General features: G+C 64.1%; 21 protein-coding genes. 11 read left to right on the top strand and 10 right to left on the bottom strand.

Going from position 1 to position 24,025, the window contains the following annotated elements:
• Nucleotides 1-108: 108 nt before the first annotated feature.
• Nucleotides 109-3,816 carry a methionine synthase gene (gene metH, locus RAC97_RS05865; protein WP_375097840.1) on the top strand — a complete coding sequence of 1,236 codons (3,708 nt, stop codon included), beginning with the start codon at nucleotides 109-111 and terminating at the stop codon, nucleotides 3,814-3,816.
• Nucleotides 3,817-3,987: 171 nt separating this feature from the next.
• A complete protein-coding gene (locus RAC97_RS05860) occupies nucleotides 3,988-4,206 on the top strand; it encodes a DUF2970 domain-containing protein (protein ID WP_375097839.1) in 219 nt (72 codons plus the stop codon).
• A 278-nt stretch (nucleotides 4,207-4,484) separates the two neighbouring features.
• Here RAC97_RS05860 and RAC97_RS05855 read toward each other — a convergent pair whose 3' ends face one another.
• Nucleotides 4,485-5,555 carry an ABC transporter substrate-binding protein gene (locus tag RAC97_RS05855; protein WP_375097838.1) on the bottom strand — a complete coding sequence of 357 codons (1,071 nt, stop codon included), beginning with the start codon at nucleotides 5,553-5,555 and terminating at the stop codon, nucleotides 4,485-4,487.
• A gap of 217 nt (nucleotides 5,556-5,772) precedes the next feature.
• Here RAC97_RS05855 and RAC97_RS05850 point away from each other — a divergent pair, with 217 nt between their 5' ends.
• Complete coding sequence (locus RAC97_RS05850; RefSeq protein ID WP_375097837.1) at nucleotides 5,773-7,425, top strand: nitrite/sulfite reductase; 1,653 nt, start codon at nucleotides 5,773-5,775, stop codon at nucleotides 7,423-7,425.
• A complete protein-coding gene (locus tag RAC97_RS05845; RefSeq protein WP_375097836.1) occupies nucleotides 7,409-7,903 on the top strand; it encodes a DUF934 domain-containing protein in 495 nt (164 codons plus the stop codon). The genes RAC97_RS05850 and RAC97_RS05845 overlap by 17 nt, the downstream gene beginning before the upstream one ends.
• A gap of 3 nt (nucleotides 7,904-7,906) precedes the next feature.
• On the opposite strand, the gene RAC97_RS05840 is transcribed toward RAC97_RS05845, so the two are convergent.
• On the bottom strand, nucleotides 7,907-8,839 hold the full coding sequence (locus tag RAC97_RS05840) for an alpha/beta hydrolase family protein (protein WP_375097835.1): 933 nt from the start codon (nucleotides 8,837-8,839) through the stop codon (nucleotides 7,907-7,909).
• A gap of 101 nt (nucleotides 8,840-8,940) precedes the next feature.
• Nucleotides 8,941-9,909: an SDR family oxidoreductase gene (locus tag RAC97_RS05835; protein WP_375097834.1), complete on the bottom strand. Its 969-nt coding sequence runs from the start codon at nucleotides 9,907-9,909 to the stop codon at nucleotides 8,941-8,943.
• 103 nt (nucleotides 9,910-10,012) lie between these two features.
• Here RAC97_RS05835 and RAC97_RS05830 point away from each other — a divergent pair, with 103 nt between their 5' ends.
• Nucleotides 10,013-10,624, top strand: coding sequence for a TetR/AcrR family transcriptional regulator (locus tag RAC97_RS05830; protein WP_375097833.1), 612 nt, complete (start codon nucleotides 10,013-10,015; stop codon nucleotides 10,622-10,624).
• A gap of 182 nt (nucleotides 10,625-10,806) precedes the next feature.
• Nucleotides 10,807-12,384, top strand: coding sequence for a hypothetical protein (locus tag RAC97_RS05825; RefSeq protein WP_375097832.1), 1,578 nt, complete (start codon nucleotides 10,807-10,809; stop codon nucleotides 12,382-12,384).
• Here RAC97_RS05825 and RAC97_RS05820 read toward each other — a convergent pair.
• From RAC97_RS05820 to RAC97_RS05810, 3 genes are all read right to left on the bottom strand, one after another.
• Nucleotides 12,381-13,334: an aliphatic sulfonate ABC transporter substrate-binding protein gene (locus RAC97_RS05820; RefSeq protein ID WP_375097831.1), complete on the bottom strand. Its 954-nt coding sequence runs from the start codon at nucleotides 13,332-13,334 to the stop codon at nucleotides 12,381-12,383. The two genes, RAC97_RS05825 and RAC97_RS05820, sit on opposite strands and share 4 nt — an antisense overlap.
• 15 nt (nucleotides 13,335-13,349) lie before the next feature.
• Complete coding sequence (locus tag RAC97_RS05815; protein ID WP_375097830.1) at nucleotides 13,350-14,315, bottom strand: ABC transporter substrate-binding protein; 966 nt, start codon at nucleotides 14,313-14,315, stop codon at nucleotides 13,350-13,352.
• 111 nt (nucleotides 14,316-14,426) lie between these two features.
• Nucleotides 14,427-15,254, bottom strand: a complete 828-nt coding sequence (locus RAC97_RS05810) for a hypothetical protein (protein ID WP_375097829.1) — start codon at nucleotides 15,252-15,254, stop codon at nucleotides 14,427-14,429.
• Between the two features lie 238 nt (nucleotides 15,255-15,492).
• Here RAC97_RS05810 and dkgB point away from each other — a divergent pair, with 238 nt between their 5' ends.
• Both dkgB and RAC97_RS05800 read left to right on the top strand, forming a co-directional pair.
• The gene (gene dkgB / locus RAC97_RS05805; RefSeq protein ID WP_375097828.1) at nucleotides 15,493-16,296 is read left to right on the top strand and encodes a 2,5-didehydrogluconate reductase DkgB; all 804 of its coding nucleotides are present in this window, start codon (nucleotides 15,493-15,495) and stop codon (nucleotides 16,294-16,296) included.
• A 188-nt stretch (nucleotides 16,297-16,484) separates the two neighbouring features.
• Nucleotides 16,485-16,949: a DUF1348 family protein gene (locus RAC97_RS05800; protein WP_375097827.1), complete on the top strand. Its 465-nt coding sequence runs from the start codon at nucleotides 16,485-16,487 to the stop codon at nucleotides 16,947-16,949.
• Nucleotides 16,950-16,982: 33 nt separating this feature from the next.
• On the opposite strand, the gene RAC97_RS05795 is transcribed toward RAC97_RS05800, so the two are convergent.
• Together RAC97_RS05795 and RAC97_RS05790 are read right to left on the bottom strand one after the other, a co-directional pair.
• Nucleotides 16,983-18,338 carry an ATP-binding protein gene (locus RAC97_RS05795; protein WP_375097826.1) on the bottom strand — a complete coding sequence of 452 codons (1,356 nt, stop codon included), beginning with the start codon at nucleotides 18,336-18,338 and terminating at the stop codon, nucleotides 16,983-16,985.
• Nucleotides 18,335-19,045: a response regulator gene (locus RAC97_RS05790; protein WP_375097825.1), complete on the bottom strand. Its 711-nt coding sequence runs from the start codon at nucleotides 19,043-19,045 to the stop codon at nucleotides 18,335-18,337. Before RAC97_RS05790 ends, RAC97_RS05795 begins: the two co-directional genes overlap by 4 nt.
• 168 nt (nucleotides 19,046-19,213) lie before the next feature.
• Here RAC97_RS05790 and RAC97_RS05785 point away from each other — a divergent pair, with 168 nt between their 5' ends.
• Together RAC97_RS05785 and RAC97_RS05780 are read left to right on the top strand one after the other, a co-directional pair.
• On the top strand, nucleotides 19,214-19,972 hold the full coding sequence (locus RAC97_RS05785) for a VacJ family lipoprotein (protein ID WP_375097824.1): 759 nt from the start codon (nucleotides 19,214-19,216) through the stop codon (nucleotides 19,970-19,972).
• The gene (locus RAC97_RS05780) at nucleotides 19,969-20,193 is read left to right on the top strand and encodes a hypothetical protein (protein WP_375097823.1); all 225 of its coding nucleotides are present in this window, start codon (nucleotides 19,969-19,971) and stop codon (nucleotides 20,191-20,193) included. Before RAC97_RS05785 ends, RAC97_RS05780 begins: the two co-directional genes overlap by 4 nt.
• On the opposite strand, the gene RAC97_RS05775 is transcribed toward RAC97_RS05780, so the two are convergent.
• Complete coding sequence (locus RAC97_RS05775) at nucleotides 20,135-21,685, bottom strand: amino acid racemase (RefSeq protein ID WP_375097822.1); 1,551 nt, start codon at nucleotides 21,683-21,685, stop codon at nucleotides 20,135-20,137. The two genes, RAC97_RS05780 and RAC97_RS05775, sit on opposite strands and share 59 nt — an antisense overlap.
• On the bottom strand, nucleotides 21,685-22,950 hold the full coding sequence (locus RAC97_RS05770) for a dicarboxylate/amino acid:cation symporter (RefSeq protein WP_375097821.1): 1,266 nt from the start codon (nucleotides 22,948-22,950) through the stop codon (nucleotides 21,685-21,687). Before RAC97_RS05770 ends, RAC97_RS05775 begins: the two co-directional genes overlap by 1 nt.
• Before the next feature lie 170 nt (nucleotides 22,951-23,120).
• Here RAC97_RS05770 and RAC97_RS05765 point away from each other — a divergent pair, with 170 nt between their 5' ends.
• On the top strand, nucleotides 23,121-24,020 hold the full coding sequence (locus RAC97_RS05765) for a LysR substrate-binding domain-containing protein (protein WP_375097820.1): 900 nt from the start codon (nucleotides 23,121-23,123) through the stop codon (nucleotides 24,018-24,020).
• Nucleotides 24,021-24,025 lie beyond the last annotated feature (5 nt).

Below are 24,025 nucleotides of genomic sequence, written 5' to 3'. Positions count from 1 at the left end.
CGCCCGGCAACATGAACGAAATTCATGGTATTGGCCGAAACGTCTAAAATCCGCGCAGCTTTGTTATTATTCCGCACCTTCTGATTTTTGCCCGACCAGGTAGTTCCTATGTCCGACCGCAGCGCTCGTTTTCAAGCACTCCAGCATGCCCTCAAGGAGCGCATCCTGATCCTCGACGGCGGCATGGGCACTATGATCCAGAGCTACCGTCTCGAGGAAGACGACTATCGTGGCACGCGCTTCGCTGATTGGCCAAGCGACGTGAAAGGCAACAACGACCTGCTGTTGCTCACCCAGCCCGAGGTAATCGCCGCCATCGAGAAAGCCTACCTCGATGCCGGCGCCGATATTCTCGAAACCAACACCTTCAACGCCACGCAGATTTCCCAGGCCGACTATGGCATGGAGTCGCTGGTGTACGAGCTCAACGTCGAGGGGGCGCGCATCGCCCGCCAGGTGGCAGACGCCAAGACCCTGGAAACCCCCGACAAGCCACGCTTCGTCGCCGGCGTGCTCGGCCCGACCAGTCGCACCTGCTCGATTTCCCCGGACGTCAACGACCCCGGTTACCGCAACGTCACCTTCGACGAGCTGGTGGAAAACTACATCGAGGCCACCCGCGGCCTGATCGAGGGCGGCGCCGACCTGATCCTGATCGAGACCATCTTCGACACGCTCAACGCCAAGGCGGCGATCTTCGCCGTGCAGCAGGTGTTCGAGGAAGACGCCGTCGAACTGCCGATCATGATCTCCGGCACCATCACCGATGCCTCCGGCCGCACCCTGTCGGGCCAGACCACCGAGGCGTTCTGGAACTCGGTGCGCCACGCCAAGCCGATCTCGGTCGGCCTGAACTGCGCCCTGGGCGCCAAGGACCTGCGCCCGTACCTGGAAGAGCTGTCGACCAAGGCCGATACGCACGTTTCTGCGCACCCCAACGCAGGCCTGCCCAACGCCTTCGGCGAATACGACGAAACGCCAGCCGAAATGGCTGCGGTGGTGGAGGAGTTCGCCGCCAGCGGCTTCCTCAACATCATCGGCGGCTGCTGCGGCACTACCCCGCCGCACATCCAGGCCATCGCCGAGGCCGTGGCCAAGTACAAACCACGCGCCATCCCGGACATTCCCAAGGCCTGCCGCCTGTCGGGCCTGGAGCCGTTCACCATCGACCGCCAGTCGCTGTTCGTCAACGTGGGCGAGCGCACCAACATCACCGGCTCCGCCAAGTTCGCCCGCCTGATCCGCGAAGAGAACTACACCGAAGCCCTGGAAGTGGCGTTGCAGCAGGTCGAGGCTGGTGCCCAGGTGATCGACATCAACATGGACGAAGGGATGCTCGACTCCCAGGCGGCCATGGTTCGGTTCCTCAACCTGATCGCTGGCGAGCCGGACATTTCCCGGGTGCCGATCATGATCGACTCTTCCAAGTGGGAAGTGATCGAGGCGGGGCTCAAGTGCATCCAGGGCAAGGGCATCGTCAACTCCATCTCCATGAAGGAGGGCGTCGAGCAGTTCAAGCACCATGCCCGCCTGTGCAAGCGCTATGGCGCCGCCGTGGTGGTGATGGCCTTCGACGAGGTCGGCCAGGCCGATACCGCCGCGCGCAAAAAGGAAATCTGCCAGCGCAGCTACGACATCCTGGTCAACGAAGTGGGCTTCCCGCCGGAAGACATCATCTTCGACCCGAACATCTTCGCCGTCGCCACCGGCATCGAGGAACACAACAACTACGCCGTCGACTTCATCGAGGCCTGCGCCTACATCCGTGACCACCTGCCTCATGCCCTGAGCTCGGGCGGGGTGTCCAACGTGTCGTTCTCGTTCCGCGGCAACAACCCGGTGCGCGAGGCAATCCACTCGGTGTTCCTGTTCCACGCCATCCGCAATGGCCTGACCATGGGTATCGTCAACGCCGGCCAGCTGGAGATCTACGACGAGATCCCTGCCGCGCTGCGCGACAAGGTGGAGGACGTGGTGCTCAACCGCACCCCGGAAGGCACCGACGCGCTGCTGGCGATCGCCGACGAGTACAAGGGCGGCGGCGCCACCAAGGAAGTCGAGGACGAAGCCTGGCGCGCCATGCCGGTGGCCAAGCGCCTGGAGCATGCCCTGGTCAAGGGCATCACCGCACACATCGTCGAAGACACCGAGGAGTGCCGCCAACAGTGCGCGCGTCCCATCGAGGTCATCGAAGGCCCACTGATGAGCGGCATGAACGTGGTCGGCGACCTCTTCGGCGCTGGCAAGATGTTCCTGCCCCAGGTGGTGAAATCGGCCCGCGTGATGAAGCAGGCCGTGGCCCACCTGATTCCGTTCATCGAAGCGGAAAAAGGCGACAAGCCCGAGGCCAAGGGCAAGATCCTCATGGCCACGGTAAAGGGCGATGTGCACGACATCGGCAAGAACATCGTCGGCGTGGTGCTCGGCTGCAACGGCTACGACATTGTCGACATGGGCGTGATGGTACCGGCAGAGAAGATCCTGCAGACCGCCCGTGACGAAAAGTGCGACATCATCGGCCTGTCGGGCCTGATTACCCCGTCGCTCGACGAGATGGTCCACGTCGCCCGCGAGATGCAGCGCCAGGGCTTCGAGCTGCCGCTGATGATCGGCGGCGCGACCACCTCCAAGGCGCACACGGCGGTGAAGATCGAGCCCAAGTACTCCAACGACGCCGTGGTCTACGTCACCGACGCCTCCCGCGCGGTGGGCGTGGCGACCCAGTTGCTGTCCAGGGAGCTCAAGCCAGGCTTCGTCGAGAAGACCCGCCAGGAGTACGTGGAGGTGCGCGAGCGCACCGCCAACCGCAGCGCCCGCACCGAACGCCTGACCTACGCCCAGGCCATCGCCGCCAAGCCGAAGTACGACTGGGCGGGTTACACCCCGGCGGTGCCCAGCTTCACTGGCGTCAAGGTGCTCGAGGACATCGACCTGCGCGTGCTGGCCGAATACATCGACTGGACGCCGTTCTTCATTTCCTGGGACCTGGCCGGCAAGTTCCCGCGCATCCTCACCGACGAAGTGGTCGGCGAGGCCGCCACGGCGCTGTACAAGGACGCCTGCGAGATGCTCGACAAGCTGATCAACGAGAAGCTCATCAGCGCCCGCGCAGTGTTCGGCTTCTGGCCCGCCAACCAGGTGGCCCACGACGACATCGAGGTGTATGGCGACAACGGCGACACCCTGGCTACCCTGCATCACCTGCGCCAGCAAACCATCAAGCCCGACGGCAAGCCGAACTGGTCGCTGGCCGACTTCGTCGCACCGAAGGACAGCGGCGTGACCGACTACGTCGGCGGCTTCATCACCACCGCCGGCATCGGCGCCGAGGAAGTGGCCAAGGCCTACCAGGACAAGGGCGACGACTACAGCTCGATCATGGTCAAGGCCCTGGCCGACCGCCTGGCCGAGGCCTGCGCCGAATGGCTCCACGAGCAGGTGCGCAAGCAGTACTGGGGCTATGCCCGCGACGAGCAGTTGGACAACGAAGCCCTGATCAAGGAGCAGTACAGCGGTATCCGCCCTGCCCCCGGCTACCCGGCCTGCCCGGACCACACCGAGAAAGCCACGCTGTTCCGCCTGCTCGATGGCACCGCCATCGGCGAGACCGGACAAAGCGGCGTGTTCCTCACCGAGCACTTCGCCATGTTCCCCGCAGCGGCGGTCAGCGGCTGGTACTTTGCCCACCCGCAGGCCCAGTACTTCGCGGTGGGCAAGGTGGACAAGGACCAGGTCGAGCAATACAGCGCGCGCAAGGGCCAGGAACTTGTCGTGACCGAGCGCTGGTTGGCGCCGAACCTCGGGTACGAAAGCTGATACAGAGCCCTGTGGGAGCGGGTTTACCCGCGAAGAAGCCACTGCGGTGTCTGGCCGGGGCGTCGCCCCGGTTCGCGGGTAAACCCGCTCCCACAGGTACAGCGGGCCCCTGGGTAGACTGCCACTGTCTACACTGTCCCTGATCGCCTCTGAAACCCTCAGGAGCCGCTCATGGACGATTCCAACCAAGGCAAACCGCCCACCTTCTGGCAGATGCTGCACAGCATCCTTGCCGCCGCCTTCGGCGTGCAGAGCGGCAAGAACCGCGCACGCGACTTCACCCATGGCAAAGCCAGCCACTTCATCGCCCTGGGCAGCTTGTTCACCCTGGTGTTCATTCTGGTGCTGATCGGGCTGGTGCAACTGGCGATGCACCTCACCGCCCGCTGACCTGCCCCAAAACGCAACCCGCCCGCGCAAATCCCTTGCGCGGGCGGCCCTGGTTGCATCACACGGTCTGGTACGAACGTTACTGGTGGCTGACCCAATACACGGCGGTCACGACAACCAGGACGATCAGACACAAGATCGCCCAGGCATCGACACTGCTGTCAGGCTTACGCAGCTTGGTCGGGTTTCCCATTGCATTGCCTCTTGTAGTGGTTATGGGAATGCACTTCACACGCAGCAGTTAAGTTCAGCAATGCCCTTTGCTCAAGCAAGGTCTTTCAATATTCGACGGGTGACGTGAGAAACGGGTACCGGTACCCCGGTGGGCGCCCCTCTGCGCTGTAGCGCCCGAAATCGACGCCGTAGCCATCATCCTGCTCGGACAACATCAACCAGCGCTGGGCTTTCTCACGGTCGATCAACTGCAAGAGCGGCAATCGATGCAGTTGCCGGCCTTCTCGGCTGGCAGGCAAGCCCAGGGCATCGTCATGCAGCATCACCATGGCCCAACCACCAAGGGTGAAATGCCCGGCCATCAGCACGCTCAGGCGGCCTTCGATGCGCGCCCGCAAGGTCTCAGGGGAGCTGTTGATGGCACTGAACAGCACATCGCGCCCCGGCACCCGCCCAGCCTCCTGGAAGGCCTGCATGGCGCCAAGGGCCATCTCGTCATTGGCCGACCACACCAACTGCACCTGCGGGTAGCGCTTGAGCAACACCTGCGCCTGCTCGAACGCCCGCTGGCGGCTCCAGCCGCCATATACCACCTGGCGCAAACGCACCTGGGGCGCATCGGCCAAGGCCCGGCGCATGCCCTGCTCACGCAGTTGCGAGGCGGGCGTGGTGGCAAACCCGGCAAAGGCCAGCAACTCCACCGGCTCGTTGGACGGGGGCAGTTGCTTCACCAATTCGCGCAGCATGCGGTAACCGGCCTCTTCGTCATTGGAGACGAAGGTGCCCAGCACCGGGGCGTAGCTTTGCGGGTGCGCCTCGATGGTCCGCGCCTGGCTCTCGGTCAGGCCGTTGTTGACCAGAAACAGCTTCACACCGGTGTCACGCGACAGACGGATTATTTCCGGGGCCACGTACTGCTCGTTCACCAGCACCAGGTAATCGGGCTTGCGGGCCAGCGCGTCACGCGCCTGTGCCAGCAGACGCTCGGGGTCGCGCTCGCCATAGGTCACACGCAACTCCATGCCCAGGTCGTCGGCGGCAGCCTGCATGAAGCGCGAATAACTGGCCCAGAACGTCTCGTGGGAAAACCCCGGGTTGAGAAACACCACCGACGTGGCCTGCGCGCCGGTCGCCCATGACAGGCACAGGCACAGGCTCCAGAAGCCCTTGAACATGCATATCCACCTTGGGAAGCAAAACCCGGCCATTATAGCCGGGCGCCTGGATGGGGCGGGCAAATGGCAGTCAATCTCACTTAGTCCAAATGGTTCTTTTCATATGCAAAAACATCACTTTAGCGCATAAATCCAACCTGCTATCGTGCTCCGGCTCCGCCACGGAGTGCGCGGCCGTGCGCGCAATTAGCTGCATGCAGCCTGAGACAGGACTTTTATGTACGTATACGACGAGTACGATCAGCGGATCATCGAGGACCGCGTCAAGCAGTTCCGTGATCAGACCCGCCGCTACCTGGCCGGTGAGCTGAGCGAAGAAGAATTCCGCCCTCTGCGCCTGCAGAATGGCCTCTACATCCAGCGTTTCGCCCCGATGCTGCGCGTGGCCGTGCCCTATGGCCAGCTGAGCACCAAGCAGGTTCGCATGCTGGCGAAGATCGCCCGCGACTACGACAAGGGCTACGCGCACATCAGTACCCGCCAGAACGTGCAATACAACTGGCCGGCACTGGAAGACGTCCCCGACATCCTGGCCGAGCTGGCCACCGTGCAGATGCACGCGATCCAGACCAGCGGCAACTGCCTGCGCAACGTCACCACCGACCAATTCGCCGGCGTCGCTGCCGACGAGCTGGTCGACCCACGCCCCTGGTGCGAAATCGTCCGACAGTGGACCACTTTCCACCCGGAATTCGCCTACCTGCCGCGGAAGTTCAAGATCGCCGTGAACGGTTCGAAGGACGACCGCGCCGCCATCGAAGTGCACGACATCGGCCTGGAGCCGGTGCGCAACGAGGCCGGCGAACTGGGCTTTCGCGTGCTGGTCGGTGGCGGCCTGGGCCGCACCCCGGTCATCGGTGCGTTCATCAACGAGTTCCTGCCCTGGCAGGACCTGCTCAGCTACCTGGACGCGATCCTGCGGGTGTACAACCGTTACGGCCGCCGTGACAACAAGTACAAGGCGCGCATCAAGATTCTGGTCAAGGCGCTCACCCCGGAAGTGTTCGCCGAGAAGGTCGAGGCCGAAATGGTCCACCTGCGCGGCGGCAGCACCACCCTGACCGAAGCGGAAGTCGAGCGTGTGGCCCGCCACTTCGTCGACCCCGATTACCAGGCACTGGAAAACGTCGACTACACCGCACTGGACCAGGAGCACCCAGGCTTCGCCCGCTGGCGCTCGCGCAATGTGCGTGCCCACAAACGCCCGGGCTACGTGGCCGTGACCCTGTCGCTCAAGCCCACCGGCGTCGCGCCGGGCGACCTGACCGACAAGCAGCTCGATGCCGTCGCCGACCTGGCCGAACGCTACAGCTTTGGCTTCCTGCGCACCTCCCACGAGCAGAACATCATTCTCGCCGATGTCGAGCAGCGCCAGTTGCACACGCTGTGGCTGGAACTGCGCGAGCAAGGCTTCGCTACGCCGAACATCGGCCTGCTGACCGACATCATCTGCTGCCCTGGCGGTGATTTCTGCTCGTTGGCCAACGCCAAGTCGATCCCGATCGCCGAATCCATCCAGCGCCGTTTCGACGACCTGGACTACCTGTTCGACATCGGCGAGCTCGACCTGAACATCTCCGGTTGCATGAACGCCTGCGGCCACCACCATGTCGGCCACATCGGCATCCTCGGGGTGGACAAGAAGGGCGAGGAGTTCTACCAGGTGTCGCTGGGCGGCAATGCCGCGCGGGATGCGAGCCTGGGCAAGATCCTTGGCCCATCGTTCGCCCAGGACGATATGGCCGATGTGATCGAGAAGCTGATCGATGTGTACGTCGAGCGACGTACCGAGGACGAGCGCTTCATCGACACCTACCAGCGTATCGGCATCGACCCATTCAAGGAACGCGTCTATGCAGCGAATCATTAAGCACAACCAGCTGGTCGACGAGACCTGGCACCTGCTGCCCAAGGAAACGTCCCTGGACGAGCTGACCAACTGCGACGACTACATCGTCCCGCTGCACCTGTGGCGCGACCACTCCCATGTGCTCAAGGCTCGCGACGGTGGCTTGGGCATTTGGCTGGACAGCGACGAGGAAGCCGAGGAAATCGGCGAGGACGTCGCCCATTTCCAGGTCATCGCCCTGAACTTCCCGGCGTTCACCGACGGGCGCAGCTACTCCAACGCGCGCCTGCTGCGTGACCGCTACCAGTTCAAGGGTGAACTGCGCGCCATTGGCGACGTGCTGCGCGACCAGCTGTTCTACATGGCCCGCTGCGGTTTCGATGCGTTCGCCATCCGCGCCGACAAGGACCCGGAAGACGCCCTGCAAAGCCTGAAGGACTTCTCGGTGACCTACCAGGCCGCCACCGACGAACCGCTGCCGCTGTTCCGCCGCCGCTGATCGTCACTGCTGCACGGTTGTAGCCAACGGCCCGCCTTCATGGCGGGCCGTTGCGTTTGCGGGCGCGTAATCCAAGGGTGCTCGAGCAAGGATAGGCGCCCAGTTCGTTTGCCAGCGTGCAAGTGCCACCCCATCGTGCTTGAACACCTGATCGAAGAACGCCAGGGCGAGATCCGCCGTGGCGAGCTTGACCTTGGGGTTGAGCGCAGGGCCGCCGGTGAGCGATCGGTCGGTGAACATGCTGTGGGAACCGCCGCGAAAAACCGCCAGCAGCTTGTGCGCGTGGGGAATGGCCTCGAAGACGGCCAGTCGATCCGTCACGCCCGAGCGGTAGCCCGGAATGGAGATGACATCCTCGGTAGCGGTCACATGAAGGGTCGGCACGGCGACCCTGCCCAGCACGGCCGGCAGGTCGGGTTCGTTGTAGAACGGTGGGGTAGAGATGATGACCCCGGCGGTAAAACGCGGATCGTGGCCGGTGATCGCCTGGCCATTTCGGATGACCTGCGCGCCTAGCGTCAGCAGCGTGGTGTTCGCGCCATACGAATGACCCGCCGCGATCAGCCGCTGCCGGTTCACCGCACGCCCACGCTTGCCTGTCTCACGCGAGAGCATGCGGTCGAGCGCAAAACGCACATCGCCTGCACGGGCAATGGCCTCCTGCTCCTGGGCGGCCGCCTGCAGGCGTTTGACCACCGCGAACGGGTTGCCCGACCATAACCTGTTGTCACTGCCGACGTGCTGGACGTGCAGGCTGGCGACACCACGGCTCGACCAGTGCTTTCCAAGGTAGCTGTAGCCCTGTCGCGAGCCACCGATGCCATGGGAGAACACCACGAGCGGCACGCTGCCCTCGGCGGTCGCCCCCTTCGGCCAGTACAGACGCGCAGGCACCGGGCGCGACCGCTCAGCGTCGATCCAATCGTAGTCGATCACCTCGTACGCAGGCTCCACGCTGTGCGCCCAGGTTTGCGACCAGCCAAACGCCAGCGCTGCCCCCAGCAAAATCCCCTGCGCCCTCTTTGATAACCCACCGCTCATAACGCCCCCAGTTCACGGAAATTCAGAAGTGTCCCTGAAGGCTTTGGCCCGTCGGAAAAGAGCGTGCCGGTCAGTTTCTCGGAAACCGTCCAGAGTCGCGCCGCCGCCGCTGCATCCAGCGCTTGTACGGGGATCGCGGCGACGCTTGGGTAGCCGCGCATCTCGTACAGCCTGTCCGGCCCGTAGTAGGCGCCGCCGCGTGCCTGCGGCGAAGTCGCGGCGAAAAGCGTGGGCAATGCGCCTTGGCCTGCCGGCTGGAAGAGGAACCACATGAAACGCCGAAGGAAACCTCCGACGCTCCAGGCACCGGCACCATTGGGCAGCAGGTCGGTGCGCGAAATGCCGGGATGAGCCGCAATGCTCTCGATACCCCAGCCTGCAACATCGCTGCGGCGTTGCAGCTCGAGCGCGAACATCAGGCAGGCGAGTTTCGATTGGCCATAAGCGCGCATCGGCTTGTAGACGCCCTGGGCTTGCAGGTCTTCGAAGTCGATCACGCCTTCACGGGCAGCCACGCTCGACAGCGTGACAACGCGCGCCTGCTTGCCGTTGCGCAGCAAGGGCAAAAGCTGAGCGGTCAGGGCGAAGTGCCCCAGGTAGTTCGTACCCAACTGCAACTCGAAGCCATCGGCAGTCACCTGGCGCCGGGGCGGGGCCATCACCGCCGCGTTGTTGATCAACAGGTCCAGGCTGTCGTGCGAACGTCGCAGCCCCTGCACGAACGATCGGATGGAGTCGAGGCTGGCTAGATCCAGCAGGCCGAATGTCACCTTCGCCCCAGGGACTCGCTGGCGGATCTGGTTTACCGCTGCCGCCCCTTTGGAAGGGTTTCGTCCGGCGATGGTCACGTGCGCACCGGCGCGGGCCAACGCCAGTGCGTCTTCGAAGCCCAGGCCGCCAGCGCCTGTGACGACCGCCGTACGGCGGCGCTGGGAGGGAATATCGGAAGCGGTCCAATAGGTCATGGTTTTGCCTGCAAGGTGAGGGTGAAGTTACACTGGATGCACACTTGAATTCACTGAGTGCAAACATTATTGCACCAAGTGCATATTTGCAATGGACCCATAGATGTCAGAATTTTTCAACGCCGCAGGCGCCCCGCCATCGGAAGGCCTGCGTGAGAGAAAGCAACGTGAGACTCGCCAGCGTATCGCCCAGGTCGCGCTGCAGCTGTTCCTTGCCGATGGCTACGACGGCACGACGCTGGATGCGATTGCGGCCGGGGCAGGAATCTCCCGCCGTACCTTCTTTTCCTACTTCAAGTCCAAGGACGACATCATCCTTTTCGGGCTGGAAGCCGATTCGGCCGAGTTGATCGCCGAAGTGCTCAAGGCATCCCCGGACACGTCGCCGCTGGATGCAGTCCGCGATGTGATGGTCAAGCGCATTGCGCGCTACACCACCGAGCAGATGACAGCCATAGACAACCTCATGCTGTCGAGCGAATCGCTGCTCGCACGCAAGCAGGCTTTCTATGCGAAGCAGGAGCAGGCGCTTTTTCTTGCCCTGCGCGAAGTCTGGCGACAACCCGAACGGCAAACGGCACTGCGGATGGTGGCGATGATCTCGATAGGCGCCATGCGCCTGGCACTGCAAGCCTGGAGAGAACAGAACGGCCAGCGCAAGCCGGCGACCCAGTTCTTGCGCGACGCGTTTGATAGCCTTCGAACAGCGCTTTGAGCGCTTGAACGAATAAACGGCGTGGCACCTGCCATGTCGGAGCCGGAGCCTACCGAACGCCAAGCGCAGTTACGTGCCACATGCCCTCGCCGGGTTGCCATGGGTACGCACCAGGTGCGCTCAAGTTTCCTGAACCCACGCCGATATCACGGGATACCCTCCCATTCGCATGGATGCCCGTGATGACCTCGATCAACACCGCACTGCGCATCATCCCCCCGGCCTACACCCCATCGACGGCTGCCCAGGCCCCCAGCGGCGGGCAGCTCATCGCAGCTGCCAGCACGCCGAGCAGCAACGTCACGCTGGGCCAGGACACGCGCATTCCCAACTCGCAGACCTATTCGTCCCGCGGCTCGCTGGACGGCCAGGTGCGCTATGCGTGGGAGCAGGAAAGCGACGACAAGGTCAGCCTGGCATTGTTGAGCGGTATCCAGACCTCGAACCCCGCAGGGCGCTTCCAAGGGCTGGGCGCCGCGCTGCTGACGCAGTTGGCGAACAACGGCGGGCAGAATATCTCGCAATCGGTGTTCACCTTCGCCAACAACGGCATCCAGCCCGGCCCAGAAGCGCTGAGGCTGCAACAGCAGCGCCTGCGCCAGGACCCGGAAAACGGCGTGACCCTGAGCCTCACCACAGCCTCAGGCGCCACCGTCAAACTGGCCTTGGCCAGCAACGACAAAGGCTTGGCGGTAAGTGCAGAGGTCAGCGACGGGACCTTGACCGACGATGAGCTCAAGGGCCTGGGCGCACTGGCCAATTCGTTCCAGTCGACCATCAATGGCCTTACTGAACAGCCCCCACGCCTGCAATTGGGTGCACTGGCCAAGCTCGACCCGGCCTTGTTCACCTCGCTGTCGATGAGCGCCAAGTTCGACGTGCAGGGCCAGCAGCAAACCTTCGACCTGCGCCTGGACGACAAGGCGCGCAGCGTTAGCCTGCAAGGCCCCAACGGCAACATGCAGTTGAACCTCGACACCCGCAACAGCGCCCTGCTGGGCAGCGCCTCGCAACGCCAGGCGGCGATCGACAACTACCTGAGCCAGCTGGACGCCGCCCAGCAACGTGGCAAGGGTGACCAGAACCTCACCGACCTGCTCAAGGACGCCTTCACCCAGCTCAACAACGTCGACGAGAAGCGCAAGCCTACCCTCGAGCTTGCCTCGGGCCTGAACGACACCGACCGCTCGCTGCTCAGTGGCCTGTTCGACTTCAGCGCCTCGATCAGCCAGTCCAGCACCCATCCCAACCCGATGCGCCCCGAAGAAGCCGACCGCTTCGACTACAGGGTCTCGCAATCGACCAACATCTCCGGCAATGGCCCACTGAACCGCTCGGTGCAGCAAGATTCGCAGTCCAGCCTCAAGGCCGCCTACCACAAGGGGCTGAACCCGTTGGTGGATCTGCGCCTGGGCCTTGACCGCAAGACCCAGAACTACAGCTTCCACGAGATTAGCGACCAGGCCAGCAGCAGTACCCGCCTGGCCTACAGCAAAGGCTCCTTGGTCGAGGCCAGCGCCACGCAGCAGGCCACCCAGAGCGAACGTATTCGCACCTACGTGGATGGCGAGCTCAAGGAAGACATGACCACGCCCACCTCGGTGATTCGTTCGCGCAACCTGCGCAGCCTGCTCAACCAGGTGTTCCAGGAGGAACGTGCTGCGCAGCGTGAGAACCGCGGTTCGATCCTCGACGCGGCCCTGCGCAACCAGCGCAGCCTCTGGTTGTTGCAGGGCGACACCGCGAAGATCGCCGCCTAACGCACCTCGAACAAGGTCACTGCCCGAGCGTCCACCGCCTTGGGCAGCAGGCCTTCGCGGTAGAACGCATCGGCAATTTTCTGCTGCTCGGCCAGATCCTCCTGGGTGACCGGCTGCACGTCATAGCTGCGCCGCCCATTGGCTTGCTGCACCGTTGCGCTGTCCAGGTTGCCCCACAGCGGCCCAAGCACCCGCGCGGCCGCCTCGGGGTTGGCCTTGGTCCACGCGCCAATTTCGCGCAATGACTGGTACACCGCCTCCAGCACCTTGGGGTGTGCCTTGGCGTAGTCGCTGCCGGCCAGGTAGTAGCGCTGGTAGTTGGCAAGGCCACTGCCATCCACCAGCACCCGCGCCTTCTGCTGGCGCTGGGCGCTGGCAACGTAAGGGTCCCAGGTTACCCAGGCATCGACCTTGCCGTTCTCGAATGCAGCACGCCCGTCGGCGGGAATCAGGTAAGCCGGCTGGATATCCTTGAAGCTCAGGCCAGCCTTGGCCAACGCCTGGATCAGCAAGTAGTGGCTACCCGCAGCCTTTGTCACCGCCACGCGCTTGCCCTTGAGGTCGGCCAGCGACTGCAACGGCGAGCCCTCCGGCACCAATATGGCCTGGGCCGTGGGCGATGGCGCCTCGCGGGCGAAATAGGTGAGCTGGGCACCAGCGGCCTGGGTGAATACCGGCACGGTGTCGGCGACGTCCGCCGAGAGGTCGACGTTGCCCAGGTTGAGCGCCTCCAGCAGCGGCAGGCCGCTGGGGAACTCGTGCCAGCTCACCCGGATTCCCTGGGCTTGCAGGCGCTGCTCGAGGGTGCCGCGGGCCTTGAGCAGGGTCAGCAGGGTCGAGGATTTCTGGTAGCCGATGCGCAAGTTCTGCTCGGCGCTGGCCAGGGTCGGCAGCGCAGCACCGAACAGCAGCGCCAGGGTGGCCAGGCGCAGGTGTTTTAATCCGATCATGCTAGGTTCTCCAGGTCAGGGCTTGGCGGCCAGGGCGGGGGCAGTGGGCACGCTGAAGCCGCTGGCGAAAGTCGGGGTGACGTCCAGGCGTTGGCTCATCAGGCCATGGGCGTGGTAGAAGTCGGCGGTCTGCTGTTGCTCGGCCACGGTCTGCTCGTCGATCGCCTGCCAGCGCAGTTGACGGCGTTCGAACTGCAAGCGCGCGGCGGCCTCGGGGAAGCCGATGATCGCGGCCAGGGTCCGGGAGTAGCTGTCCAGGTGCTGGTACGCCCACACCTGCGCGCTGGCCAGGCGTGTGAGGTAGTCCTGCAACGCCGCACGGCGCGCCGGGTCCTGCAGGGCCGTGTCGGTGGCCGCCAGGAAGCTGTTGCCAGTGGACAGGCCGCGACCGTTGACCAGCACCCTGCCCTGTCCACTCGACTCGGCCAGCGCAGTGTAGGGCTCCCAGGTCGCCCAAGCGTCCACCGAGCCATTGGCCAGGGCGATCTTGGCATCCACCGGGCCGAGGAAACGCAGTTCCACATCCTGCTCCGACAAGCCGGCCTGCTCCAGCGCCTTGAGCGCCAGGTGGTGGCCGATCGAGCCGCGACCGGTGGCGATACGTTTGCCCTTGAGGTCGGTCGCGCTATGCAGAGAGGCGTCCGGACGCACCAGCAACGCAGTGCCATAGGGGTCGGACTTGTCTACGGCGATAGCCTTCACTGGCGCACCGGAGGCCAGCACGAACAACAGCGGCGCATCGCCGATGATGCCCGCATCGATCGCCCCGGCGTTGAGCGCCTCGGCCAATGGCGCAGCTGCCGGGAACTCGGCCCAGTGAATGTCGTAGGGCAGGTCGCGCAAGGCATCGGCAGCTTCCAACTGAGCACGCATGTTGCCCTTCTGGTCGCCAATGCGCAGGGTCAGGCGCTCGGCGGCGAACGCCTGGGTCACCAGCAGCAGGCTGGCGACGAACAGCAACAATCGTGATCGGGTCGGCATGGGCTTCTCGGAGTCTGCTCTGAACATGGGAAGAGCAGACTCTACCGAGGCCAATCAAATAAATTAAATTGATTTTAGGAATAACCTAATATGCAATTTAATAAAAATCGCTCAGTCATCCACACGTTTGAGCGAATGTTCGAAGTGCTTGCTACCGATGGTATAGCCGAGCAGTACCTTGCCGTCGGCCTGTGGCTCCAGGCTCATAGGCGTGTTCGACTTGTGATAGGGGTGGCGGTAGAGCGATGGCTTTTCCGAGTAGGCATAGCTGTTGAACAGCAAGCGGTCGCCCTGCCAGCGGACGTTGTTATACAGGCTACGCCAGTTCTCGCTGTCGGGCATGAACAGGTACGGGTTGCCGCTGGCATCGCGCGCTACTCGAATCTGCACCTGGCCCTCGTCGTTCGCCCAATTGCCGATGTAACGCTGCATCCCGGCGTGGGCCGGAATGCCTGGCGCTCCGACGAAGTCGCTCGGACGGTAGGGCGATTGGCGCGCGACATCCTCGGGCGAGCGGCTGAACAGTCGGCACAGCGGCTCGACCTTGTCGACCTTCATGTACATGAACTTCAGCTCGGTATCGGCCACCGGCATGCCCAGTGCCATGACCCGGTCGGTGAACGCCAGCACCTTGAGGTCGAATGCGCGGTTGGGCGCGGCGATATGAATCGACTGGCCATCAGCGGCCACGGTGTAGTCCGAGACCTCCACTTCCCGCTCGCCAGGCTCGGCGCAGTTGAACGGATGCAGGCGCACCTTGCCGTCAGGCTGGTACTCGGTGACGTTGGCGATGCCATTGCCGGTCGGCAACATTGCCCAGATACCAACGATGCGGGTCTTGTCCTGGGTAAGCGGAGTGGTTTTCGGCTGGGTGGTGCAGCCGCCCATGACCAGGGCGGCCAGGGCGAGGGGAAGGAACTTGTTCGACACGGTGTTCATCCAGGGTTGCAGGCGTGGTCTACCCCGCAGAGTGCCGTGCGGGGCGGCGCATCATAGCAAACAGCCAGCCCCGGCATTGGCCTGCGTTGCGCTGGCATGGGCAATCCCTTGCCATTCCTGACGCCAAGGCAAAAGACCTTGCCCCGGCCACGCCTTAATCACAGAGCTGGAAACCTTCACACTGCTGGGCACTCGAAAAATCGAATCCCTCTTTTCCACCCTCACCAGGAGACACTTCATGAGCATTCCCCTGTTCGGCCTCGGCACCTTCCGCCTCACCGGCCAAACCGTCATTGATTCGGTGAAATCGGCGCTGGCGCTGGGTTACCGGACCATCGATACCGCGCAGATCTACAAGAACGAGGCCGAAGTCGGCCAGGCCATCGCCGAAAGCGGCGTACCGCGCAAGGATCTGTTCATCACCACGAAGATCTGGACCGACAGTTATGCCGCCGACAAGCTCGTGCCCAGCCTGCGCGAGAGTCTGGCCAAGCTGCGCACCGATTATGTCGACCTGACCCTGATCCACTGGCCGGCGCCCGGTAACGGCGTCGAACTGCGCGAATTCATGAGCGCCCTGGCTGATGCCAAAAAGCTCGGCCTGACCCGCCAGATCGGCATCTCCAACTTCAATATCGAACTGACCCGCCAGGCCATAGACGTGGTCGGCCAGGGCGAGATCGCCACCAACCAGATCGAGCTGAGCCCTTACCTGCAGAACCGCAAGCTGGCGGATTTCCTCAAACAGCAGGGCATTACCGTCACCTCCTACATGACCCTGGCCTACGGCAAGGTGCTCAACGACCCGTTGCTGGCCAAGATCGCGGCCAAGCACAAGGCCACCGTGGCCCAGGTGGCCCTGGCCTGGGCCATGCAGCTGGGTTATGCGGTGATCCCTTCCTCGACCAAGCGCGAGAACCTGGCCAGCAACCTGCTCGCCCAGGGCTTGCGCCTGGATGACGAGGACCTGGCGCAGATCGAAACGCTGGAGCGCAATGGACGGGAAGTCAGTCCGAAGGGGCTGGCGCCGGCGTGGGATTGACCCCTTCGTGAGCAGACGGCGGTGGTACGGCCCCTGACCTCAGCATTTCTCGCCGCGCAATTATGAACTGCCATTCTTGCGCATTCCCAACCCATCCCCCCACGGCTAACCTTCTTCTCACGGATCGCGACCGACACCCCCTTCAGATCACAGCCCGCAACCGGGCCGATACCCAAGGAGTACCGAGCATGTCCCGTCCCCCGCTGCCGCCGTTCACCCGTGAAACCGCCATCGAGAAAGTACGCCTGGCCGAGGATGGCTGGAACAGCCGCGATGCCGCAAAAGTCGCACTGGCCTATACCACCGATACCCGCTGGCGCAACCGTGTCGACTTCGCCACAAACCGCGAAGAGGCCCAGGCCTTTCTCACCCGCAAATGGAACCGCGAGCTCGAATATCGCCTGATCAAGGAACTCTGGGCCTTTACCGAGAACCGCATCGCGGTGCGCTATGCCTACGAGTACCGCGACGACAGCGGCCAGTGGTTCCGCGCCTACGGCAACGAGAACTGGGAGTTCGCCGCCGACGGCCTGATGCAGAACCGCCACGCCAGCATCAACGAAATGCCGATCAAGGAAGAAGACCGCAAGTTCCGCTGGCCGCTGGGCCGCCGCCCTGACGACCACCCAGGGCTGAGCGACTTCGGCTTCTGACAAGCCCCAGGCCCTGCGCTCCGGCGCAGGGCCTTACCCCATCGGCAACACTACCCGGGCCTCCAGCCCGCCTTCACGACGGTTGCGCAAGGTCACGCTGCCGCCCTGCTCCAGCACGATCGCCCGCGCAGCGGGCAACCCCAGGCCCACCCCACCGGTTTGCGGGTTGCGCGAACCTTCGATGCGAAAGAACGGCGCGAATACCTGCTCCTGCAACGCCGGGGGAATACCTGGACCACGGTCCAGCACAAGGATCTGCACCTGGTCGGTCTGGACCCGCAATTCCACCACCGCCTCACCCGCATACTTGAGCGCATTGTCGATCAAGTTCACCAGCACCCGCCGGATGCCCACCGGCCGCCCCACGTACACACAGCGCTGCGGGTTGCTGAAGACCACGCACGCGCCGGCATCCTTGAAGTCGTCCACCACGGTGTGCAGCAAGCCACCCAGGTCGAACGCGGTGGTCTGCTCCAGGCGCGCGTCATCGCGGAAGAACTCCAGGGCGGCGTTGACCATCACCTGCATCTCGTCCACGTCCTTGAACAGCTTGGCCTGCAATTGCGGGTCATCGATGAACTCGGCGCGCAGGCGCAAGCGTGTCAGCGGGGCGCGCAGGTCGTGGGAGATCGCCGCGAGCATCTGCGTGCGGTCGTTGAGAAAATGCTTGAGCTGGGCCTGTGTGGCGTTGAACGCCAGGATCGCCTGGCGCAGGTCGTGGGGGCCGACCACTGGGATGGGGGGGGCGTTGAAGTCCTTGCCGAAGCGCCGCGCGCCCTCGGCGAAACGTTCAAGGGGCCTTGCCAGGTAACGGGTCGCGAGCAATGCCACGCCGACGCTCGAGGCGAGCATCAGGGCGAATACCACCAAGGTGCGCGCCCAACCGTCCAGGCCCCAGCTGCGCGATGAAGCGCGAAACAACACCCAGGATCGGTCCGAGAGTTCGATCATCAGCGCGTAGCCACTGCCTGCGGCCTGTTCCGGCAGGTCGGCAGGCTCATAGGCCAGTACCTGGGCCTGCGGTCGATTCAGCAGGCGGCGAAGCAGCGGCGTGCCGTCGCGAAACTCAGGCTCATCGAGCGCCGGCATGCCGGTGTCCGCCCACTTGGCGAACCATTGCGCGGTGTACGCAGGGTCGCCCGCCGCGCGCGCCAGTTCCGGGCGCAATGCCACGGGCGCCGCTTCAAGCATCCGGGTGACGCTGGCCATCCGCTCGATCAGGCCACTTTGCATCAACGGCGGCTGTGCCCAGGTACCTACCAGCAGGTTCGAGGCCCACTTCAGCGCCAGCAGCACCAGCATCGCGCTGAGGGTGGTCAGGGCGATCCAGCGGGCGATGGTCATCCTCGGTCGACGCAGCCGCAGGCGCACCCAGGCAAGCCCGCTCATCGCTTCACCACCGTGGGGGTGAACAGGTAACCGACATTGCGCAGCGTGCGAATCAACGGCTCGGCGCCCTTGTCGTGCTCGAGCTTCTGGCGCAGGCGGCTGACCTGCACATCGATGCTGCGGTCATAGGCCTCGTGCGCCTTGCCGCGGGCCAGGTCGAGCAACTGCTGGCGGCTGAGCACCCGCCGCGGGTGCTCGGCGAACACCAGCAGCAATTCGAACTCGCCATTGGTCAGCGGGATCATCACCTGGTCGGGCGAACGCAGTTCGCGTCGTACCACATCCAGCTGCCAGCCGGCGAACACCAGGGTGCTGCGCGGGTTGCCCTGGGCCGGCCCAGGCGTCTCGCCGGCCCGGCGCAATACCGCCCGCACCCTGGCCAGCAGCTCGCGGGCGGCGAAGGGCTTGGTCAGGTAGTCGTCGGCGCCAAGCTCCAGGCCAACCACCCGGTCGCTCAGTTCGCCCATGGCAGTGAGCATGATCACCGCCACCTTGTGCTCAGCCAGCAGCCGCTGGCACAGCACCAGGCCGCTGTCACCGGGCAACATGACATCGAGGATCACCAGGTCCGGCACGCGCTGTTCGAGCGCCCGCCACAGCCCTGCCCCGTCGCTGGCCACGGAGACTTCGTAGCCATGCTGGCAAAGGAATTTCTGTAGCAGGTCGAGCACCTCGACATCATCGTCGACAATCAGCAAATGGCTCACAACAGGGCACCGCAGGCAGGAACATGAGCGGCTATTTAAGACCATCGCGCCTGCGCCGTCATATATTTCAACCGGGAAACAAAGCTGCAAAACCGAGATAAACCGGACATCCGCAAGCAAGAATCACACGGCAGCATCAGCGCCAGTTCTTACTTCTGGAAGTGTTCTATGCCCGCCTCCCTGTTCGCCTCGTTTCCCTCTCGCCGGGCTGCTGCCCTGGCCTTTTCTCTGCTTGCCGCCGGCGGTTGCAGCCAGCGCCCGCCCTCGTCCTGCGTGGTGCAGGTAAGCGACCCGGCCGAGCGGGTAAACCGCGGCGTGTTCGCCTTCAACCGCACCCTGGACGACTACGTACTGGCACCGGTCGCCCGTGGCTATACCGCGCTGCCTGGGTTCGTACAGGCGGGCGTACACAACTTCGCCGCCAACTTCGGCGAGCCCAAGGTATTTATCAACGACGTGCTGCAAGGTAACGGCGAGCGCTCGTTGACCACCCTGACCCGCTTCATCTTCAACACCACGCTCGGCGTGGCTGGCCTGGTGGACGTTTCCGGGCGCATGGGCCTGGAGCGCCACGAGTCCGACTTCGGCCAGACCTTCGGCGTGTGGAACATTGCCGACGGGCCGATCGTCGAGCTGCCGCTGCTGGGCTCGCACAACACCCGCGACGCACTGGGCCAGGCGTTGAGCTTTGCCGTCGACCCACTGGGCAGCAGCGACACGGTCGAGGCGATGGGTACCGCGGCAACCGTCGGTGGCGTCGTCGATGGCCGCGCCGAGGCGCTACCACTGACCGATGCGCTGCGCCAACTGCCGGATTACTACCAGGCGCTACGCGATGCCCAGGCGCAACGGCGCGTCGAGCGGGTGGCCGAGGGCAAGGCCGGTGCAGCAGGCACCCTCCAATGCAGCGAGGAGCGTCAACCATGAACGACGCCCGGCTGATGCTGTTCCAGCGCCACGAAAGCGCACCAAGCCAACCCTTGCGGGTGCACGAGCTGGAGGCCCGGCTATCGGACGATGGCCATAGCCTGGTGATCAGCCGCTATCGCGAGCAATACCGGCCCGGCAGCCCTGTCGCACGAAGCGAGGTCAGCCACCGCGTGCCGATTGCGGCGTTACTGCGCTGGATCGCCAAGGAGGGAGCCTGAGACCTTCTCGCCGCTGTGGCCTGGGCTCGATTGACAGCCCTGGCCCTTGAAGTGCCAGGGCCACGCAGCGCTGAGCCAGTACCTGGGTCGGGTCCACCAGCGCTACGCTGGCATCGCCCACGACGACGTCGTCGGCCTGGGCCAGGATCAACGGCAATTCCGTGCAGCCCAGAATCAACACCCTCGCTCCCTGCCGCACCAATTGCGCAGCCGCCGCCAACAGATCCTCTCGGCACGGCCCTTCGGTATACCCGGCCTTCACCCCTCGCTCACCATAGATCGCCTGCATCACCAAGGCCTGTGCCGCCTCGTCGGGTACCAACAAAGACAAGCCCGCGCGCCGAGCGGCCGCGTGGTAAACGCCACTGGCCAGTGTTCCGGAGGTCGCCAGCAGCCCCACCGAAGCGGTAGAGCCATACGTGCGACAGATAAACGCGACGGTCTCGCTGAGCATGTTGACGATCGGCACCTGCAGGTGCTCCTGGATACGCTCGACATAGGCATGCGCCGTGTTGCAGGGAATAGCAATTGCCATTGCCCCTTCGCACTCCAGCCGTTTGCAGGTCGCATAAAGGGCAACCGTCGGATCGCGCTCGTTGCGTAGCAGGTTTGCGGTGCGGTCGGGGATCTGCGGGTTGTGCTCGACCACCATCTTGATGTGCTCCTGATCACGCCCAGCCGGCGTGTGCCTCACCACCTTGCCCATGAAATCAACCGTCGCCGCCGGGCCAACACCCCCGACGATCCCCAGTTTGAAGGGTGCGGCAGCAGTGGTGGGCTCAGCAAGCGTGGCGCTTTGGGCGTAGACCTGGTTGGCATCGAGACAGCGCACCCCGCGTCTGTGCAGGTCGCCAGCGACCAACGACAACTCGGTCATGCCCGGCAGCAGCAGGTGCGCGCCTTGACGCTCGAGATCCAGGCAGGCCTGGTGCACCCGCTCCAACGCCAGGCCATCGAGATGCCCGGCCTTTATGCCTGCACTGCCGTACACCGCCTCCATCAGCGCGGCCTGATGCTCGCAAGCGGGGTATACCACCGGGTAGGCGTCGGCAAAGCAGCGCTCGAACAGCCCGCTTGCACGCACGTAGTCCGATGCCAGCACGCCCAGGCGCGTACCGGGCTCGACCAGCTCATGCACCCGCGCTTGCAACGCCGCCATCAGGTCGATGACCGGAATCTCGAGCTCGGCGCGCAGCTCCTCGAGGAAGGTGTGACTGGCGAAGCATGGCACCAGCACGGCATCGGCACCGGCTCGCGCATACCCCTGGCAGGCCTGGAACACATAGAGCTTGCGCGAGGTCATGTTGGCATCGGCCGCCAGCGGCAAGGCCAGGTCCTTGAAGGGGTGCTGCTCGAACAGCAGGTGATAGCGGCCCTGCTCGGCGAGCAACGGCTCGCTCTTGAGCAACTTCAGGAACAGGTCGCCGCCCGCCAGTGCGCCCAGGCCACCGACGATACCCAGGGTACGAGAAGCCGTCACAGGTACGTTCATCAGGCGGCCTGCGCTGCAGCGTGCGGTTGCGCGGTACTGCGGCCCTCAAGCTTGGCGATCACCGCCGTGGCGATGCTGTTGCCTACCACGTTGGTCGCAGTGCGGCCCATGTCGAGGAACTGGTCGATGGCCAGGATCAGTAGCAACCCGGCCTCGGGCAGGTTGAACATGGGCAGCGTGGCCGCCACCACCACGACCGAGGCTCGCGCCACACCCGCCATCCCCTTGCTGGTCACCATCAAGGTCAGCAGGATCAGCACCTGCTGGGTGAAGCTCAGCTCGATGCCATAGGCCTGGGCGATGAACAGGATGGCGAAGGCCTGGTACATCATCGAGCCGTCGAGGTTGAACGAGTAGCCCAGCGGCAGGACGAAGCTGGACACACGCTTGGAGGCACCGAATTTCTCCAGCGCATCGATGGTCTTGGGGTAGGCCGACTCGCTACTGGCTGTAGAAAACGCCAGCAGCACCGGCTCGCGGATCAACCGGCCCAAGGTGAACACCGGGCGGCCGAGGAACGCATAGCCCACGGTGAACAGCACCAACCACAGCAGTACGATGCCGATGTAGAACTGGCCGATCAGCTTGCCATAGTCCAGCAACAGGCCAATGCCTTGGGTGGTGACCGCTGCCGCCAGGGCGGCGAACACGCCGATCGGCGCGAACAGCATCACGTAGTCGGTGATGCGGAACATCACCTTGGCCAGTTCGTCGACCAACTCGCCAATGCGCGGGTTGCCCTGTTGGCGCACGAACGCCAGCGCCAGGCCGAAGAACAGCGAGAACACCACGATCTGCAGGATCTCGTTGTTAGCCATGGCCTCGGCGATGCTGCGTGGGAACACATGGCTGATGAAAGTCTTGAGGCTGAAGTCACCAGCATTGACCGGCACCGCACTGCTCGACTGTACCTGGGCAACGCCCAGGTGCAGGTCGGCGCCAGGCTGGAAGATGTTGACCAGCAGCATGCCCAGGGCCAATGAGAACACCGAGGCGCTGGCGAACCAGAGCATCGCGCGCAGGCCAATGCGTCCCACCGCCCCCGAGCTGCCGAGGCTGCTGATGCCTGCCACCAGCGTGGCGAACACCAGTGGCGCGATGATCATCTTGATCATGCGCAGGAAAATATCGGTGACCAGGCTGAAGTAGCCAGCGATCTCCTTGGCGGCCTGCGGCGAACCGGCATAGGTGTTGCAACCCCAGCCGACGACGATGCCGAGCACGATGGCGACGGCGATGTACCGCGGTAGTTTGTTGTTGTTCATGGCGACCCCTTTCTGTCGTGTGCCACCCCAAGTCGGGGCTTGTGGGAAGGCTACGACGACGGGCCTAGACAGTTGATGAGGATGCGCCATAGTTCCATGCACAATCGTCATAGTTTTCCTGGCGCGGCCCGGCATGATGGGACGCCCTTCCCTTCGCAGCCGAGCCTTGCATGCAAACCAAATGGATCGATGACCTGCTGGCGATCGCCCAGACCAAGAACTTCTCTCGCGCTGCGCAATTGCGCTGCATCACTCAATCGGCGTTGTCACGGCGTATCCGCTCGCTGGAGGATTGGGTCGGCGTGGAGCTGGTCGACCGTGGCACCTATCCGGTGCAACTGACCAAGGCCGGCCAGACCTTTTGCGACGAGGGTCGCGATGCCCTGGCGGTGTTCCTGGAACTGCGCTCGGCGTTACGCCGGGGCGAACGCATGCCGGGGCGGTCGATTCAGGTGGTGGCTGGACATACCTTGTCGATGACCTTCGTGCCCAAGTGGTTTGCCGGCTTCCAGCGCCGCTATGGCTACTTCAATGCGCGCGTGCTGGCGGCCAACGTGCAAGAAGCGGTGATCGCTCTGGCCGAGGGTGGCTGCGACCTGATGATCGGCTACAGCCACCCGCGCGCACCGATCATCCTGGACCCCGACAAATTCATTGGCCTGCGCCTGGGCAGCGATGCGTTCTTTCCAGTGTCGGCGCCGGATGCCGAGGGCAAGCCACTGTTCGCGCTGCCTGGCTCGGCCAATGCCCCCATCCCATACCTGGCCTACACCGCCACGTCATTCCTGGGCCGCGTGGCCGACATGGCATTGCAGGCGCAGGGGACCACGCTCAAGCGCTGCCATGAAGCGGACATGGCCATGCACCTGATGCGCATGGCACGCGAGGGCTATGGCGTCGCCTGGCTGCCGGAATCGGCGGTCGAAGAAGAATTGGCGGCGGGCCGGCTGGTACACGCGGGTGGCCCGCAGTGGAGTGCCGAGTTGGAGATCTGGTCATTTCGCTCGGTGGGCAACAGCAACCAGACCATGCTTGAACTGTGGAAGTCGCTGGAACGGGACAAGCGATAAGCCAG

This window comes from Pseudomonas sp. LS_2, from assembly GCF_042709235.1.
GTDB lineage: Bacteria > Pseudomonadota > Gammaproteobacteria > Pseudomonadales > Pseudomonadaceae > Aquipseudomonas.
The sequence above is the reverse complement of the archived record's forward strand: the minus strand, read 5'-3'. Positions and strand labels throughout refer to the sequence as shown.